Consider the following 14,208-nt stretch of genomic DNA (forward strand, 5'->3'; position numbering starts at 1 on the left):
CGAGTTCACCCGGTCGCCGTCAGGAGACCTTCACCAGCTTCCACAGCTGGTTGCTGCCGCCGGTGGTGAACCACTGGCCGACAACCGCGCCGTCGGCGGTGGAGCCTCCGGCGACGTCGGCCTTGTAGCCGTTCGAGCGTGACTCGATGGTGTAGGCACCGTTGTCGCTCGGAGCGACCACCCACTGCTGGTTGGTGCCGGAGTTGGGGGCCCACAGAGCCAGCTGGGTCCCGGGCCAGGTGCTGACGTTGGGGATGTCCAGCGCCTTGCCGCTGCCGACACCGGTGATCGTGTAGTAGCCGGCGCTGTTCAGGGCCAGCTTCCACTGCTGGCTCGTTCCCGAACCGGAGGTCCACTGGACGACGGGCGTGCCGTTCGCGGTGCCGCCTCCGGACGTGTCGAGGGCCTTGCCGCTCTTGACGCTGACGATCTTGTAGGTGCCGGAGAGGTCGGGCACGGTTTCGGGGGTGATGGACAGGTTGGAGTACTGGACCGCGTTGTAGTTGTCCGCACCGAGGCCGACCAGACCGCCCCCGTAGCTGGTGTCGGTGAGCGTGGCGACGGTGGTGCCGTCGATCTTGGCGGTGATGCTGCTGCCCTGGAAGGTCAGGGCCAGCTTGTGCCAGGTGTTCGTCCCCGGGGCGGTGACGGTGCCCCTGGCGAGGGCGGTCCATGCCCACTTGTCGCTGCTGGTCTTGTACACCGTCCAGGAACCGGTGTCGGTCAGGCGCAGGTGGTAGGCGTTCAGGCCGCCGTTGAACTTCGGCTGGGTGCCGACGCGGCCGAGGATCGTGGCGCCGCTGCCGCTCTTCTCCAGCAGTACGTCGGCACTGACCGTGTAGTTGCTCCAGCCCACGTCGCCCATGAGGGTGTACGGCTGGATGCTGTCCATGGTCGGGGACCACCAGGTGATCGGCTGCGTCGGCGCCGTCTGGCGCAGGCACTGGCCGCTGCGGCCGCCGGCGCAGGGCGCGGACTGGTAGGCGCCGTTCATGGTGGCGAGGTACTTCGCCTCCTTGCCGGTGCTGTAGCCGGCGAGGGAGTCGGAGTACGGCAGTGCGAGCCGGGTGCGCGACGGGGAGGTGACGGTACCCGCGCCCTGACCGGTGGTGGTGGTCACGGTGTAGACGCGCCCGGGCTGCAGGGTAAGTGAGTAGGTCCCGTTGCTTGCCGTCAGGTCGGCGTTCTTCACCATGCGCGGGGTGGCCTTGCCGGCGGGCGCCGACATGTCAGTGGACCACACGTGCAGGGTGCCGCCGGGCAGACCGCCCGTGGTGTTCAGGGTGACCGTCTGCGCCTCGGTGGCGTCCAGGGTCTCGATGACGGTGCTCCACGCCCTCTTGTCGGGCGCCGCGTAGCTGACGTAGCTGCCGTTGGCGCGGTCGCCGCCGAGGTAGCCGGTCGCGCTGTCCAGGTACTTCCAGCCCGGCGAGGTGAACTGCGTGGTCTGCGCCATGGCCCAGACGGTGCGGGACACGTTGTAGTGGCCGGACCACGGCTGGTTCGCGGTGATCAGACCCTGGTCGTGGAAGAAGAGGTTCTGGTAGTCGGAGGCGAGCAGCGGCCAGTTGATGTACGCGCTCATCTTCGCGTCGATATAACCGCGGTTGATGGCGCGGGCGACCGGTGCCGCGCCGGTCTCGGCGTTCTCCGAGCCGTTCTCGCTGGCCCACAGCTGCTTGCCGAGCGCCTTGGCGTCGGCAGTGGAGGTGCAGGTGGTCATCGCCGACTGGTACACGCACGGGTAGTGCGAGCCGACGATGTCCACGGCGCTGTTCAGGGCGCTGTCGTTCTTCATGCCGGTGGCGACGTCCCAGTTGTTCTCGTCGCCGCCGACCAGCTTGGTCGAGGTGTAGCCGTTCGAGATCAGCGCCGCCTTGAGGTCCTTGTAGAAGGAGGCGCTGTAGGGCTGCTCGTTCCGGCCGCCGATGTAGTCGATGGTCAGGCCACGCTGCTTGGCACAGTCGAGCCAGGAGATCAGGTAGTCGACGCCGTCCTGGGAGTAGAACGTGCCGTTGCCGATCCAACCGGGGGCGCCCCAGGCCAGGGCGGAGAGCTTGATGGCGGGGTTGCGGGCCTTGGCCTGCTCCATCATCCACCACTCGTAGCCGGCGTCGCAGTCGATGTCGCCCCTGGTGTGCTGGTGGCTGATCTCGGCGCCGTCGGTGGAGTTGGTGTCACCTCCTATCTCGACCTTGAGGATCTGCAGGGAAGCGCCGTAACCGGGCTTGAACAGGTAGTCCAGGACCTGGTTGCGCTGGGTGGCCGGGTAGTCGAGCAGCAGACGGCTGTTGCCGCCGCCGCCGCTGATCGCACCGATGCCGTCGAAGGTGCGTCCACCGCTGGTGCCGTCCACGGTGATCGCGGTGCTGGTAGCGGCGTAGGCGGGGGACGGTACTGGGCCGATGAGCAGGGCGAGGCCGAGAAGCACGGCGGCCAGGGTCGCGATGCGTCTGGTGAGCCTGTCATGCAGGCTCATGGCAATCCGCACGGGGAGGTCCTCCTTGGGATGGGCAAGCGGGGGCGTTCGTACGGCGGAACTGGGGATGGCGCCGGTATCCGAACAGTGGCGGGCCCCGCGGCCTGGGGTGACCGGCAGGCTGTCGTGGGATGCCCAGGAGTCCGCGTGACGTCCACGCCGTCGGAAGGGGGGCCGGAGCAGGGGTGACCGGTCGGCCTTGGCCTCCGATCACCCCGTGCGTCCGGAATATGGTCCCGGGTCAGGTCAGGGGGAACAGTTCGAAGCGGTCGAACGTCATCCAGTGGTTGCTGGAGGCGGCGTTCTTCCCGACGACCTTGAACTGCAGGGTGTGCTGACCGGCGGAGAGCTGGAGATGACCGAAGGTGGTCCGGTAGTACTCCGCGGCCGTTCCGTACTCGTCCTGCGGCGGACCGAACGCCTTGCCGTCGACGTAGAGCTGGAAGAAGCCCCGGTTCGCCAGCCGCTTCAGATAGGCGCTGAGCTCATAACGCCCCGTGGCGGGCACGTTGACCGTGTAGGTCACGGACTGCCCGACCGCGGTCGACTCCAGCGCGCTGGCCTGCCCACCGCTGGCCCCGTCCTCGGTGAAGTTGCGGCGCACCACCCCGGAAGTGGAAGTGACGGGCAGCGACTCGGCCTCGTACACCGTCTTGGGGCTGCCCGCGACGACCGGACTGACATCGAAACGCAGCGAGGCACTGGCAGGCAGCGCGGGCAGGCTCACCTGCACCGCGTTCCCGCTGACCGCGTAGTCGCCCTCCAGAACCTTGACCGGATTGGTCAGCTCCGCGACATCGTCGAAGCGGGTGGCCCGAAGCCGGACCTTCCCATCACGCTGCAGCGCGGCGGGAATGTTGCGCAGATCCAGCGTGACCGTGTGCGCGGCTGTCGTCTGGTTGCCCACCAGACCGGTCGAACGGCGCTGGGCGGTGTCGACGGAGGTGAAGGCGTCCACCGTGCCCGCGGCCGACGACGTGGTGCCCACGAGCCGCCCCGTCATGTCCTTGTACGTGTTGTAGTTCCACCACACACCCCTCGGCAGAGCCGCGTTCGGGGTCGCGGCGTTGCCCAGGGTCGCCACGAAGGCCGGGTTGTCCCCGACCCATTCCCAGGCGGAGTAGAGCCCGTCGGTCAGGCCGTTGGGCACGCTGCGCTCGAACTGGGCGAGGTAGCGGACGTTGACGCCCGCGTCCCACGCGTCCGCCTTTCCGTACCCGGTGCCCTGGTACTCGGTGATCGCGATCGGCATCGGGGTGATGCCGTTGTCGATCATCCACTGCTTGATCTGCGCGGTGTGGCCCGGGATGTCGGGAGCACCCGCCGTCAACTCGTGCCAGGACAGCACCTGCGGCAGGCAGTCGTTCTGCTTGCAGTAGGTCAGGAACTGCGTGAGCCGCGCGAAGCTGTAGCCGGACAGCTCCGGGGCCTGCACCTTCAGTGCGGAGTCACGCGCCTTCAGGGTGTCGTAGGCGACGTTGTGCGCGGCGAGGTAGCTGGTGAAGGGCCGCGCGGTGGTGTTCCACTGCAGGTCCGGTTCGTTCCAGGTGATCCAGGAGTCGACGTCGTAGTTGTCGGTCTGCGCCTCGTCGTAGACGCTGTTGACGATGTTCCGCCAGCGGTCCTGGTCGCCGCCGTCCCCGGGCCGGTAGTTGCGGTCGGGGTGGTTGGGATCCGCGACGTAGTAGTAGACGCCGACCTGCAGGCGTGCCCCGGTGGCCTTGACCCGGTCGTAGGTGGGACCGTCGAACAGGCTGGGCAGGTTCGGGTGGTGGTCCGCGCCGCGGATCGCCCGGACCTTCACACCGTCGATCAGGTACTGGGCGGGCGAGGCGGCGTCGATCCCGTGCAGATAGCCGCTGGCGACCTGATTCGACGGCCCGGCGTCGGCACCGTAGTCCACCGTGACCGTGATCGTGTCCGCTTGCGCGGGCACCACCCCGACCAAGGTGCTCAGGACCGTGGCGGCAGCGGCCACGGTGAGCCCTCTGAGGATTCTCATCGTCGAAAATCTCCCTTGCTTGTCGTGCGTGGGGGTGTGCTGGCCCGCCCTCCGTCACCATGACGGTGGGCGGGGAGGGGGCGGTCAGGTCGTCCGGTAGGTGTCCAGGCGTCCGCACATGCCGAAGGCGCGATCGTCCGGAGCGGGGGCGTCCGCTGACGTGACCTGCGCGTCCCGCAGGTGGGAGCTGTCTGATTCCAGCAGTGCGTCGATGTGCCGGGAACTGGCCGCGACCGCCGCCGCGGGGCCGGCGGCGACGATGTCGCGCCATGCGGCAGCCCGTGGCCGTACGAGCGCCGCGGCCTGGCGGTAGAGGGTGAGGAGCGGCTCGGGGTCGCCGTCCGCCAGGCGGTCTCGCAGGGTCTGGAACCCGGCGACGGCCAGATCACGCCGACGCCGGGCGGAGCCTTCGAGGTCGTCCGGGTCCAGGGTGACGGCGGCGCGGTAGCGCTCGGCGTCGGCCAGCATGTCGGGTGGGAAGGTGAGGACGGCATCGCCCGCCTCGGGCAGGCCGGCGTTCTGCATCACCACGACCACCCGCAGGCCGCCGTGGTTGACCGCGCGGTGCACCGTGCCCGGGCTGAACCAGGCGACGGTGCCCGCCCGCAGGGGGACGGAGGCGTACCCGGAGGGGGTGAGGGTCTGCAGCTCACCGCTGCCCGCCACGACGACGTAGCCCTCGGTGCAGACGGTGTGCAGGTGCGGTGACCCGCCGTGGCAGCCGTCGGCGGCCTCCCAGGGGTAGACCTCCAGCCCCGAGACGCCGGTGCCGCCGGGGAAGGTCACCACGGGTGCTCCTTGAGGTATCCGGTGACGGCGGCGCGGTCCCACAGACCGTCGGCGACGACGATCCGGGAGTGGCGGCGCAGGGCGTCCCCGGCGGGCAGGACGAGTTCCTCGTGGAAGGCCGGTGACGGGGCGACCGCGGGGAACGGTTCGCTGCGCACGAACCAGTGGGTCGTCCCCTCCTCGTCGGGGTCCTGCTCGAAGACGAGGGTGGAGGCCGCGTCGACCTCGTCGTGCGGGGAGGAGTACGCCAGCCACGCCGCGGTGCGGCCCATGACCTCGCCGCCTTCCAGGTCCCCGTCGGCGAGCACCGAGCCGTGGGTCATGTCCCGCGGGCCGCGCCAGAACAGGCCCGTGTAGCCGGCGGCGGGCCTGCCCGCCGTGGTGGGGCTGCCGATCTCCAGGTCGCGGCCGCTCACGTTGGTCAGCACCGAGCCGAAGCGCAGCGTCCACGCCCCCGCGGTCGCGTCCACGTCGTGGACCCGCAGCGTGCGCACCTCGGTGAACCACTCCTCGCCGCGCGCGGTCAGCCACGTCAGCCGTTCGGTCAGCCGCAGTTCCCGACCGTCGCACTCGAGTTCGTCGAAGCCCTCGTGCCTGAGGCACCCGACGTTGTCGAGCTGGACGTATCCGTGGCCGGGGGCGGTGGCGTCGAAGGTGGGGCCGCCCCAGAAGTTCTGTCCCGAGACGTGCGACAGGGTCATCGTCAGACCCTTGTGCCACCGGTGGTCGTGCGGCCGGTTCGCCGAGACGACCTGGCCGGCCAGGGTGCGCAGCGGGTGCAGGTGCGGTGCCGGGCACTCGGAGGGGGCCGTGTCGGAGCGGAAGGTGTAGCGCAGCAGTTCCACCCCGTGCGCGGTCAGGCCGAACGATGCCTCGTCGCGGCTCAGTTTCAAGGAGTCCGAGGAGTCCGAAGAGGGACACAAGATCATTCGCTTTCGGTGGAGGTGGAGGAGCGGGACGAGCTGGGGGCCCAGCCGTCGGTGTCGCCGTGCAGCCGGTGGTAGAAGGGGTCCGCCGGGGTCAGGTCGGCTCGTGCGACGGTGCTGCGCGTGAACGCCGACCGGTAGACGGCGGTCACCAGCTCCAGCGTGCGCCGTCCGTCCGCGCCGCTCACCGGGGGCCGTTCGCCCCGGTCGTGGGCGTCGAGCAGGGCGGTCAGCTGGGCGGCGTGGGAACTGGGTTCGTCGCCCGCGGGGGCCGACCAGCGGGCGACGCGCTCCTGGTCGTCCACGTGCGGGGCCGGGGTGTAGGTCCAGTCGTCGTTGCCATAGCCGTACAGGTGCTTGACCTCGACGGTGGCGTCGGTGAGGTCCACGCGGATGTAGCTCTCCTCGCGCGGGGACAGCACGCTGTTGACCACGGTCGCCATCGCGCCGCTGTCGAACCGCACGATCGCCATGGAGACGTCCTCGGTCTCCACGTCACGGTCCAGCCGGCCCACCACGGCGGTCACCTCGGTCCAGTCCCCGAGCAGTGCCAGCAGCAGGTCCATCTGGTGGATGCCGTGGCCCATGGTGGGACCGCCGCCCTCGCTGTCCCAGGTGCCGCGCCACGGCACCTCGTAGTAGGAGTGCGGGCGGTACCAGGTGGTGCTGCAGTGCGCGACCAAGGGGCGGCCGAGCCCGCCGGAGGCGATCAGGTCCGCCGTGTGCCGGCCGGCCGCGCCGAAGCGGTGCTGGAACACCACGCTCGCGTAGGCGCCGCCGGCCTGTTCGGCCTCGGTGATCACGTCGTACTCGGCCAGGGAGAGACAGGGCGGCTTCTCCAGCCACACCCAGGCGCCCGCCAGCAGGCACTGCCGGGCCTGTTCGGCGTGCAGGCTCGGCGGCGTGCACAGGTGCACGAGGTCCGGGCGGGCCTGTTCGAGCATCTCCCCCAGATCGGTGTACGCGCCGGGGATGCCATGGGTGTCGCAGAACGACTTGACGCGCTCGGGATCCACGTCGCAGGCGGCGACGATCTGCACCCGGTCGCCCTGGGCTGCCAGGGCGGGCAGGTGCGCGCCCTCCGCTATGCTGCCGGCGCCCACGAGGGCGACCCGTACGGGTTTGTTCGTCATGGAGCTACTTCCTCAACGGCGGTTGCGTGCGGCGACGGACGTCGGGTCGACGAACCGCAGGGCGATCATGAGCAGGACGAGCGTGGTGAGCATGTAGACGACGGCCATGGCGTCGATCTGCTGCGAGGGCAGCTGACCGGCTTGCAGGGACGCCCCGAACAGGGCGACCACGATGGTCTGGCTGTTGGGCCCCGCGACCAGGAACGTCAGCTCGAACTGGCCGACCACCCGGACGAGGACCAGCACACCCGCGGCCAGCAGTCCGGGGACCATCAGCGGGGCCAGCACCCGCAGGAACACCTGCCGCATCCCCGCGCCGAACACGCGGGCGGCGTCCTCGACGCGGGGGTCGATCTGGTCCACGAACGGGATGAGGACCAGGACGGCGAAGGGCAGCGCGGGCACCAGGTTCACCAGCACGAGCCCGGCGATGGTGTCGTTGAGCCGCAGCTGGTACACCAGCGTGGCCAGCGGCACCGCGTAGCTCATGGTCGGGATGACCTGCGGCACCAGGAACAGCAGCAGCACCAGGCGCTTGCCGGGGAAGTCCAGCCTGGACAGGGCGAAGGCCGTCGGGATCGCCACCAGGAGCGACAGCGCCACCACCGTGACCGCGACGATCAGTGTCGTGGTCAGCAGAGTCGGCAGGTCGAAGTAGGACCAGGCGCCGGAGTACCACCTGGTGGTGAGTTCTCCCGGCAGCCATCCGCTGCTGAGCTGCTGGGTGAACGACGCCAGGACGACCACCAGCACGGCGACCAGCAGGCCGCCGATGAACGTCCACAGTCCCGTCCAGGTGACCGCGCCGGTGACGGTGAATCGACGGCGGGCGCTGATCTCGGCGCTCATCCTTTACCCCCTGCGGTGGAGCCGCGGTAGAGCCTGCTGCGCAGGCCGAACACCAGGCCGATCACCGCCAGTTGGATGACCGCCATGATCACCGCCGTGGCCGACGCGGTGGCGTACTGCGCGTTGGTGTACTCGGTGTAGGCGATCTTGGACAGCACCCGGGTGGGTCCCGCGTCGTTGCCGACCAGGGTCGCCGAGGGGAACACGCCGAACGCGAGCACGAACGACAGGCAGAACGTGATGGTCAGTCCCGGCAGCAGGAGCGGCAGCGCGATCAGCCGGAACCTGGCCCGGGCGTCCGCGCCGAGCACGGCGGCGGCCTTCTCCAGGCTCGGGTCGATGCCCGAGGCGTAGCCGAGCATCAGCAGGAACGCGAACGGGAAGCCGCTGATCACCAGCGACAGCAGCACGCCGAGGAAGTTGCCGGTCAGCTCCAGCGGCTTGTCGACCAGCCCGACGGTCACCAGCGCCTTGTTGAACCAGCCCGCGGGGCCGAGGAAGTTGTTCATCGCCGAGGCGACGAACACCGTCCCGAGGGTCATCGGGATGAGCACCACGGCGGTGATGACCCGCTTGCCGCGCACCGGACCACGCATCCGATAGGCGATGGGCAGCGCCGCCCCCACGTTGATCAGTGACGCCAGCAGCGCGAGCTGCAGCGTGATGACCACCGACTCGCGGCTGCCCTGGTTGTTGAGCAGCCGGTTGTCGAAGAACGCCTGGTAGGCGGAGAGGGGACCGTCCTTGCCCTGGAACGACAGGCCGACCCCGTAGAACAGCGGGTAGACGAAGAACAGCAGCATGAACAGCACGCCGGGGACGACCAGCCACAGCACCGGGGTGATCCCCCGCGCACGGGCCCACGCCCGCGCGCCTTCCCGGCCTCGGACGCCCTGCGGGGTCGCGGCGGCGGCGCTCACGACTGTTCCCCGCTCGCGACCAGGGCCAGTTCCTGCGCGCCGGCCGCACCGTCGGCCGGGAAGACCTGGATCCGCTCCGGTTGTACGCCGGCGTCGACGGTCGTGCCCGGCGCGAGGGGCTCCAGGGAGTTCGCGTGCACCACCGTGCCGTCGGCGGTACGGCCCTCGACCGTGAACGTCCGGCCCTGGTACTCGCACACCCGCACGGTGAGCGGGATCGGCCTGCTGGTCTCCGGGCCGCCGATGAGCAGGTCGTCCGGGCGGATCATGGCGACCGCGTCGCCGTCGGCCCCTTGCGCGCGCTCGCAGGGGAACGCCCATCCGAGCCCGGCGACCTCGGCGGATCCCCCGGTCATCCGGGCCGGCAGCGCGTTGCGGTAGCCGACGAACGCGGCGACGAAGGCGTTGGCCGGGCTCTCGTACACCTCCGACGGGGTGCCGATCTGCTGCACCACTCCGCTGCGCATGACCACCAGCCGGTCGGCCAGGGACAGCGCCTCGGCCTGGTCGTGGGTGACGTACACGGTGGTGAGGCCGAGTTCCTGGTGCAGCAGCCGGATCTCGGTGCGCATGTCGAGCCGCAGCTTGGCGTCCAGGTTGGACAAGGGCTCGTCCATGAGCACGAGTCGGGGCTCGACCACGATCGCGCGGGCGATGGCAACCCGCTGTTGCTGCCCACCGGAGAGCTGCCCGGGATGCTTGTCCGCCTGCTCGACCAACTGCACGAGGTCGAGCGCCTTGCGGACCCGCTCGGCGCGCTCGGCCTTGCCCACCTTGCGCATCCGGAGTCCGAACCCGACGTTCTCGGCGACCGTCAGGTGCGGGAAGAGCGCGTAGTTCTGGAAGACCATGCCGAAGTTGCGCTTCTCCGACGGCAGTGTGTCCACCCGGTGCTCGTCGATCCAGATCGACCCGCTGGTCGGCTCCAGCAGCCCGGCCAGCAGGTTCAGCGCGGTGGACTTGCCGCAGCCCGACGGGCCGAGGAGGGCGATGAACTCGCCCCCCTTCACGGTGAGGTCGAGCCCGTCCAGGGCGGTGAAACCGTTGGGGAAGCGGCGGCCGAGCCCGTCGATCCGCAGCTCTCCGAAGGTTGCCACGCGACTCACTTCTTCGATCCGATCTTCTCGTTCCACTCCGCGAACTTGGCCTGCACGTTCGTACCCGCCATCGGGGCGATCGGCGTCCCCTTCTGGAGCTTCTCGACCAGCTCGGGCCTGCCGTACTTCTCGAACACCGCCGCGATGTCCGCCGGCGCCAGGTCGGGCGTGACGCCCTTGACCGGGAAGCCGCTGCCGTGCAGGGCGTAGGTGAGCGCCTGCTGGTCCGGCTTGAGCATCCACTTGGCCAGGTCGAGGACCACGGCCAGCTTGTCCGCCTCGACGCCGCGCGGCACCGTGACGTACCGGCCCTCGATGACGAGCTTGGGATCGTCGAAGGCGGCGACCTCGATGTCCTTGCCCAGGGTGCCGTTGGCGTGCTGCTGCTGGTCCCAGCCGCCCGAGGTGAGCGTCATGTCGATGGCGCCCTTGGTGACCGCGTCGAAGGACTCGGAGGTCTTCGCGTAGTAGGTACCGGTGTACTTGTTGAGCTCGGCCAGGTAGGCCCAGGTCTTGTCCCAGGTCTTGGGATCGTCCGGGTTGGTGTCGCCGAGCATGTGCGGCAGCGCGTCGATGAACTGGTTGGCCGGGCCGGAACCGCCGGTCGGGTTGGCGTAGCTGAACTTGCCGGGGTGCTTCTTGGCCCAGGCCAGCAACTCCTCCGGCGTGGCGGGCGGGGTGCCGACGCGGGACTTGGAGTAGGTCAGCAGCGGGCCGTTGGCGTCGGCGGAGTCGGTGATGCCGTACCCGCCGCCCGCCTTCTGCATCACCGAACCCGCCTCGGTGAGCTGCGAGGACAGCGCGGGCACGGCCGACTCGTAGGCCGGCGTGAGCTGCACCAGCGTCTTCTGCGCGCGCATGTTGGACAGGCCTTCGATGCCAGTCAGCACGATGTCGATCGAGACGCGGCCGGCGGCCTGCTGGGCGGCGAGCTTGCCGGCCACGTCGGCGGGCGCGCCCGTCTCGTAGGTGATGCCGGAGACGAGCTCGGGGTGCGCCTTCTTGTAGTTCTCGATCACCGGCTGCATGTGGGCCAGGTCGCCCGACACGTCCAGGATGTTCAGCTTGACCGGGGAGTCGGGCAGCGCGGGGGCCGAAGCCGGTGCTTCGGGCAGAGACTGCGTGTCGGGCGTCGCGCAGGCCGAGGTGACCAGGGCTGCGGCCAGGAGGCCGGCTACACGGACGGCTGATCTGATCTTCATGGGACAGGCCTTCCTCAATCACCGGGCTCCAGTGCCCGGCGGCGGCGAAGGAAATCGCTTTCCGGACCGTAGGGCCGACCCCGAATGTGTGTCAATGGACGCGTCGACACTGTCTCGTCATGAGATCGGAACGTGTTCGTCCGCGCCTGGGCACGATGCCGCCGAAGCGGATCACCGTGCCGCTCGACAGACTGCGAACTGGCCAAACGCGATCACTGGCGCCTTCCCCGTCATGGGAGGCAGGATCGCCGGCAGGACGCTCGTCGGCGTTCCCGATCAAGTATCGTCCCGTTGCGCGCAGTTGCGCGGTCGGTCGTCCGACACCTGAGGAGACAGCCCGATGCCCGAAGGAACCAGATCTCCTGTCACGTTGCGTGACGTCGCTGCCGCAGCAGGCGTCTCGATCACCACGGCCTCCCGCGTCCTGGGAGGCAGCACCCATTCGGTGTCGCCCGCGACCGCCGAACGCGTGCGCACGGCCGCCGCGGACCTGCGCTACACGCTCAACGCGTCCGCACGGGCCATGCGTCGCACCAGTGAGGCGATCGCACTGATCGCGGACGACCTGACCACCCCCTCCATGGGCATGGTGGTCTCGGCGATGGAGAGGCAGGCTCGGAAGTCGGGCGCGTTCGTCACCGTCTCCTCGACCCGCGCGACCCCGGACAGACAACTGCAGACGGTCCGGCTGCTACGGGGCCTGCGGCCCAGGGCGCTGGTTCTCACCTCCGGCCGCCTGCAGGGCCACCGGCTCGAAGACCGGCTGCTGAGGGAACTGCGGGCCTACGAGCGCGAGGGCGGCCGGGTCGTCGTCGTCGGCACCGCGGTGGAGGAGTTCGACTCGATCGACCTGGACAACCACGGTGCCGGGTACTGCGTGGGCGACTACATCGGGCAGTCCGGTCATCGCGAGGTGGTGATCCTCGGGTCCGAACAGGGCACGGCGAACCTCTCGGCGCGCGCCGCCGGCTTCATCGAGGGGCTGACCGACACGGGCGTCCCGGCCGCGGCCATCCGCGCGGTGAGCTGTACCGGCGACCGCCGGGGTGGCTTCGAAGCCGCCCGCGAACTGGCCGGCCAGGGGATGGCGGCGATCGACGCGGTCCTCGCCGTGAACGACGCGGTCGCCATCGGCGCGATGTCGGCACTCCGCGCGGCCGGCGTCGGCGTGCCCCATGACGTCTCGGTGACGGGAATCGACGACATCCAGCTCGCGGTCGACGTGACCCCCCAGTTGACCACGGTCGCGCTGCCGCTGACGGACATGGGGACGACCGCCATCCGGATGGCACTGGCCGACCGTCACGAACCGACGACCCTGACCGTCCAGGGTCATCTGGTCGTCCGTGACAGCACCAGGCCGAGGGGCACCCGGAGGTGACAACCTTGACGTGGCGACACCCTGCGGCCACACTGCGGAAAACGATTGCCATCCCTGACCTCTACAGTTACTGGCGGTGAACAGCGCCCGATGTCCGTACGGGACAACAGGTTCGAATCCGACGCGACGCCCCTCCGCAACCGGGCCATCGATCCGGAATCCTCATCCGTCACCCTGCAGGATGTCGCCGCGGAAGCACGGGTTTCCCTCGCCACCGCCTCCCGGGCCCTCAACGGCGGCAGCCGCGGCGTCCGGTCGGAGAACCTCGCGCGGGTGCGCGCCGCCGCTGCCAGGCTCGGCTATGTGCCCAACGCCTCGGCGCAGGCCACCGCCAAGGGATCGACCCAGACCGTGGCACTGGTGGTGAGTGACGTGGCCGACCCCTATTACTCCGCCATCGCCGCCGGCATCACAGACGCGGCGGACGCGAACGGGCTCGTCGTCACCATGGCCGTCGCCGACCGGTCCCCCCGCCGTGAACTGGAACTCGTCAGGGGGCTGCGCGGCCACCGTCCGCAGATCATCGTCCTCGCGGGGAGCCGGATCGACGACGTCGAGACCGAGCGGGAACTGGTCGACGAACTCACGCAGTACCGGGCCACCGGGGGCCGTGTGGTCCTGATCAGCCAGCCGGGCCTGCCCTTCCCCACCGTCACCGTCGACAACGCACACGGAGCGGAGACCCTGGCCCGCGCTATGGCCGGGGCCGGCTACCGACGGTATGCGATCATCTGCGGCCCCGACCGCATCAAGACCTCTCTCGACCGACGCGAGGGGTTCGCCGTCGGCCTGCGCGCATCCGGCATCAAGAAGGAGGACCACGTAGTCGTACACACCCAGTTCACCCGCAGCGGAGGCTACGACGCGGCCCGCGAACTCATCGAACGGGGCCTGGACGGCATTGACCTGATCTTCGCGGTCAACGACACCATGGCGATCGGCGCGATGACCGCACTGCGCGACGCGGGCCTGGAACCGGGCCGTGACATCGCCGTCGCCGGCTTCGACGACATCGGCCCGGCGATCGACATCGTGCCCGCGCTGACCACCGTCGCGGTACCCCTCGGCGCGGCCGGGGCCGCGGCCGTAGGGCTCGCGCCGTCCGACGACGAAGCGCCCCTGCTACGCATCCCCACGACCGTGCACGTCCGCGAGAGCACGCCCCGCGCGCAGACATCCGACCGTGCGGCGCCCGAGCCGTCCACGTAGGCGCGCCCGTCTGCCCAGCAGACCTGGCCGCTCGCCGCGTTGAAGGTGACCGTGTGTAGTCGACGCCTGGGACGGATCTCACCGGCGGCCGGTGGAGCACTGCGGGCGGGGTGAGATCGCGGACGACGCGTTTCGCCCCGGCCGGTGCCGCCCCACGAGCGGGCAGCGGCACGCGCGGCCGAGAGCAGTACGCGGTAGCGCTCCCGCCGCATCGAGCGTTA

The 14,208-nt window shown here is 69.9% G+C and carries 11 protein-coding genes; 2 read left to right on the plus strand and 9 right to left on the minus strand.

Annotated elements, in window-relative coordinates; genetic code table 11:
• Positions 1–19: 19 nt before the first annotated feature.
• The 9 genes from ICC28_RS39055 to ICC28_RS39095 all read right to left on the minus strand — a co-directional run bounded on the left by ICC28_RS39055 (position 20) and on the right by ICC28_RS39095 (position 11,397).
• Positions 20–2,479 carry an RICIN domain-containing protein gene (locus ICC28_RS39055; protein ID WP_188293621.1) on the minus strand — a complete coding sequence of 820 codons (2,460 nt, stop codon included), beginning with the start codon at positions 2,477–2,479 and terminating at the stop codon, positions 20–22.
• Positions 2,480–2,720: 241 nt separating this feature from the next.
• Positions 2,721–4,481, minus strand: a complete 1,761-nt coding sequence (locus tag ICC28_RS39060; protein ID WP_188293622.1) for a hypothetical protein — start codon at positions 4,479–4,481, stop codon at positions 2,721–2,723.
• A gap of 84 nt (positions 4,482–4,565) precedes the next feature.
• Positions 4,566–5,270: a cupin domain-containing protein gene (locus ICC28_RS39065; RefSeq protein WP_188293623.1), complete on the minus strand. Its 705-nt coding sequence runs from the start codon at positions 5,268–5,270 to the stop codon at positions 4,566–4,568.
• The gene (locus ICC28_RS39070; RefSeq protein WP_223190715.1) at positions 5,264–6,163 is read right to left on the minus strand and encodes a PmoA family protein; all 900 of its coding nucleotides are present in this window, start codon (positions 6,161–6,163) and stop codon (positions 5,264–5,266) included. Before ICC28_RS39070 ends, ICC28_RS39065 begins: the two co-directional genes overlap by 7 nt.
• Before the next feature lie 32 nt (positions 6,164–6,195).
• Positions 6,196–7,329, minus strand: a complete 1,134-nt coding sequence (locus tag ICC28_RS39075; RefSeq protein ID WP_188293625.1) for a Gfo/Idh/MocA family protein — start codon at positions 7,327–7,329, stop codon at positions 6,196–6,198.
• A 12-nt stretch (positions 7,330–7,341) separates the two neighbouring features.
• The gene (locus tag ICC28_RS39080) at positions 7,342–8,178 is read right to left on the minus strand and encodes an ABC transporter permease (protein ID WP_188293626.1); all 837 of its coding nucleotides are present in this window, start codon (positions 8,176–8,178) and stop codon (positions 7,342–7,344) included.
• Positions 8,175–9,098 carry a sugar ABC transporter permease gene (locus ICC28_RS39085; protein ID WP_317454179.1) on the minus strand — a complete coding sequence of 308 codons (924 nt, stop codon included), beginning with the start codon at positions 9,096–9,098 and terminating at the stop codon, positions 8,175–8,177. The genes ICC28_RS39080 and ICC28_RS39085 overlap by 4 nt, the downstream gene beginning before the upstream one ends.
• The gene (locus ICC28_RS39090; protein ID WP_188293627.1) at positions 9,095–10,195 is read right to left on the minus strand and encodes an ABC transporter ATP-binding protein; all 1,101 of its coding nucleotides are present in this window, start codon (positions 10,193–10,195) and stop codon (positions 9,095–9,097) included. The genes ICC28_RS39085 and ICC28_RS39090 overlap by 4 nt, the downstream gene beginning before the upstream one ends.
• A 5-nt stretch (positions 10,196–10,200) precedes the next feature.
• Positions 10,201–11,397 (minus strand): extracellular solute-binding protein, encoded by a 1,197-nt coding sequence (locus tag ICC28_RS39095; protein ID WP_188293628.1) that lies wholly within the window; start codon positions 11,395–11,397, stop codon positions 10,201–10,203.
• A 370-nt stretch (positions 11,398–11,767) separates the two neighbouring features.
• Here ICC28_RS39095 and ICC28_RS39100 point away from each other — a divergent pair, with 370 nt between their 5' ends.
• The gene (locus ICC28_RS39100) at positions 11,768–12,778 is read left to right on the plus strand and encodes a LacI family DNA-binding transcriptional regulator (RefSeq protein ID WP_188293629.1); all 1,011 of its coding nucleotides are present in this window, start codon (positions 11,768–11,770) and stop codon (positions 12,776–12,778) included.
• A gap of 90 nt (positions 12,779–12,868) precedes the next feature.
• Positions 12,869–13,987 (plus strand): LacI family DNA-binding transcriptional regulator, encoded by a 1,119-nt coding sequence (locus ICC28_RS39105; RefSeq protein WP_188293630.1) that lies wholly within the window; start codon positions 12,869–12,871, stop codon positions 13,985–13,987.
• Positions 13,988–14,208 lie beyond the last annotated feature (221 nt).

The sequence above is a fragment of the Streptomyces sp. TRM68416 genome (assembly GCF_014596915.1).
In the GTDB taxonomy this organism is placed as follows: Bacteria; Actinomycetota; Actinomycetes; order Streptomycetales; family Streptomycetaceae; genus Streptomyces.

Bases quoted from the DNA above. Each gene is read 5' to 3' on its own strand.
- ICC28_RS39105 (WP_188293630.1), top strand. From the start codon at position 12,869: ATGTCCGTACGGGACAACAGGTTCGAATCCGACGCGACGCCCCTCCGC.
- ICC28_RS39060 (WP_188293622.1), bottom strand. From the start codon at position 4,481: ATGAGAATCCTCAGAGGGCTCACCGTGGCCGCTGCCGCCACGGTCCTG.
- ICC28_RS39095 (WP_188293628.1), bottom strand. From the start codon at position 11,397: ATGAAGATCAGATCAGCCGTCCGTGTAGCCGGCCTCCTGGCCGCAGCC.
- ICC28_RS39080 (WP_188293626.1), bottom strand. From the start codon at position 8,178: ATGAGCGCCGAGATCAGCGCCCGCCGTCGATTCACCGTCACCGGCGCG.
- ICC28_RS39075 (WP_188293625.1), bottom strand. From the start codon at position 7,329: ATGACGAACAAACCCGTACGGGTCGCCCTCGTGGGCGCCGGCAGCATA.
- ICC28_RS39055 (WP_188293621.1), bottom strand. From the start codon at position 2,479: ATGAGCCTGCATGACAGGCTCACCAGACGCATCGCGACCCTGGCCGCC.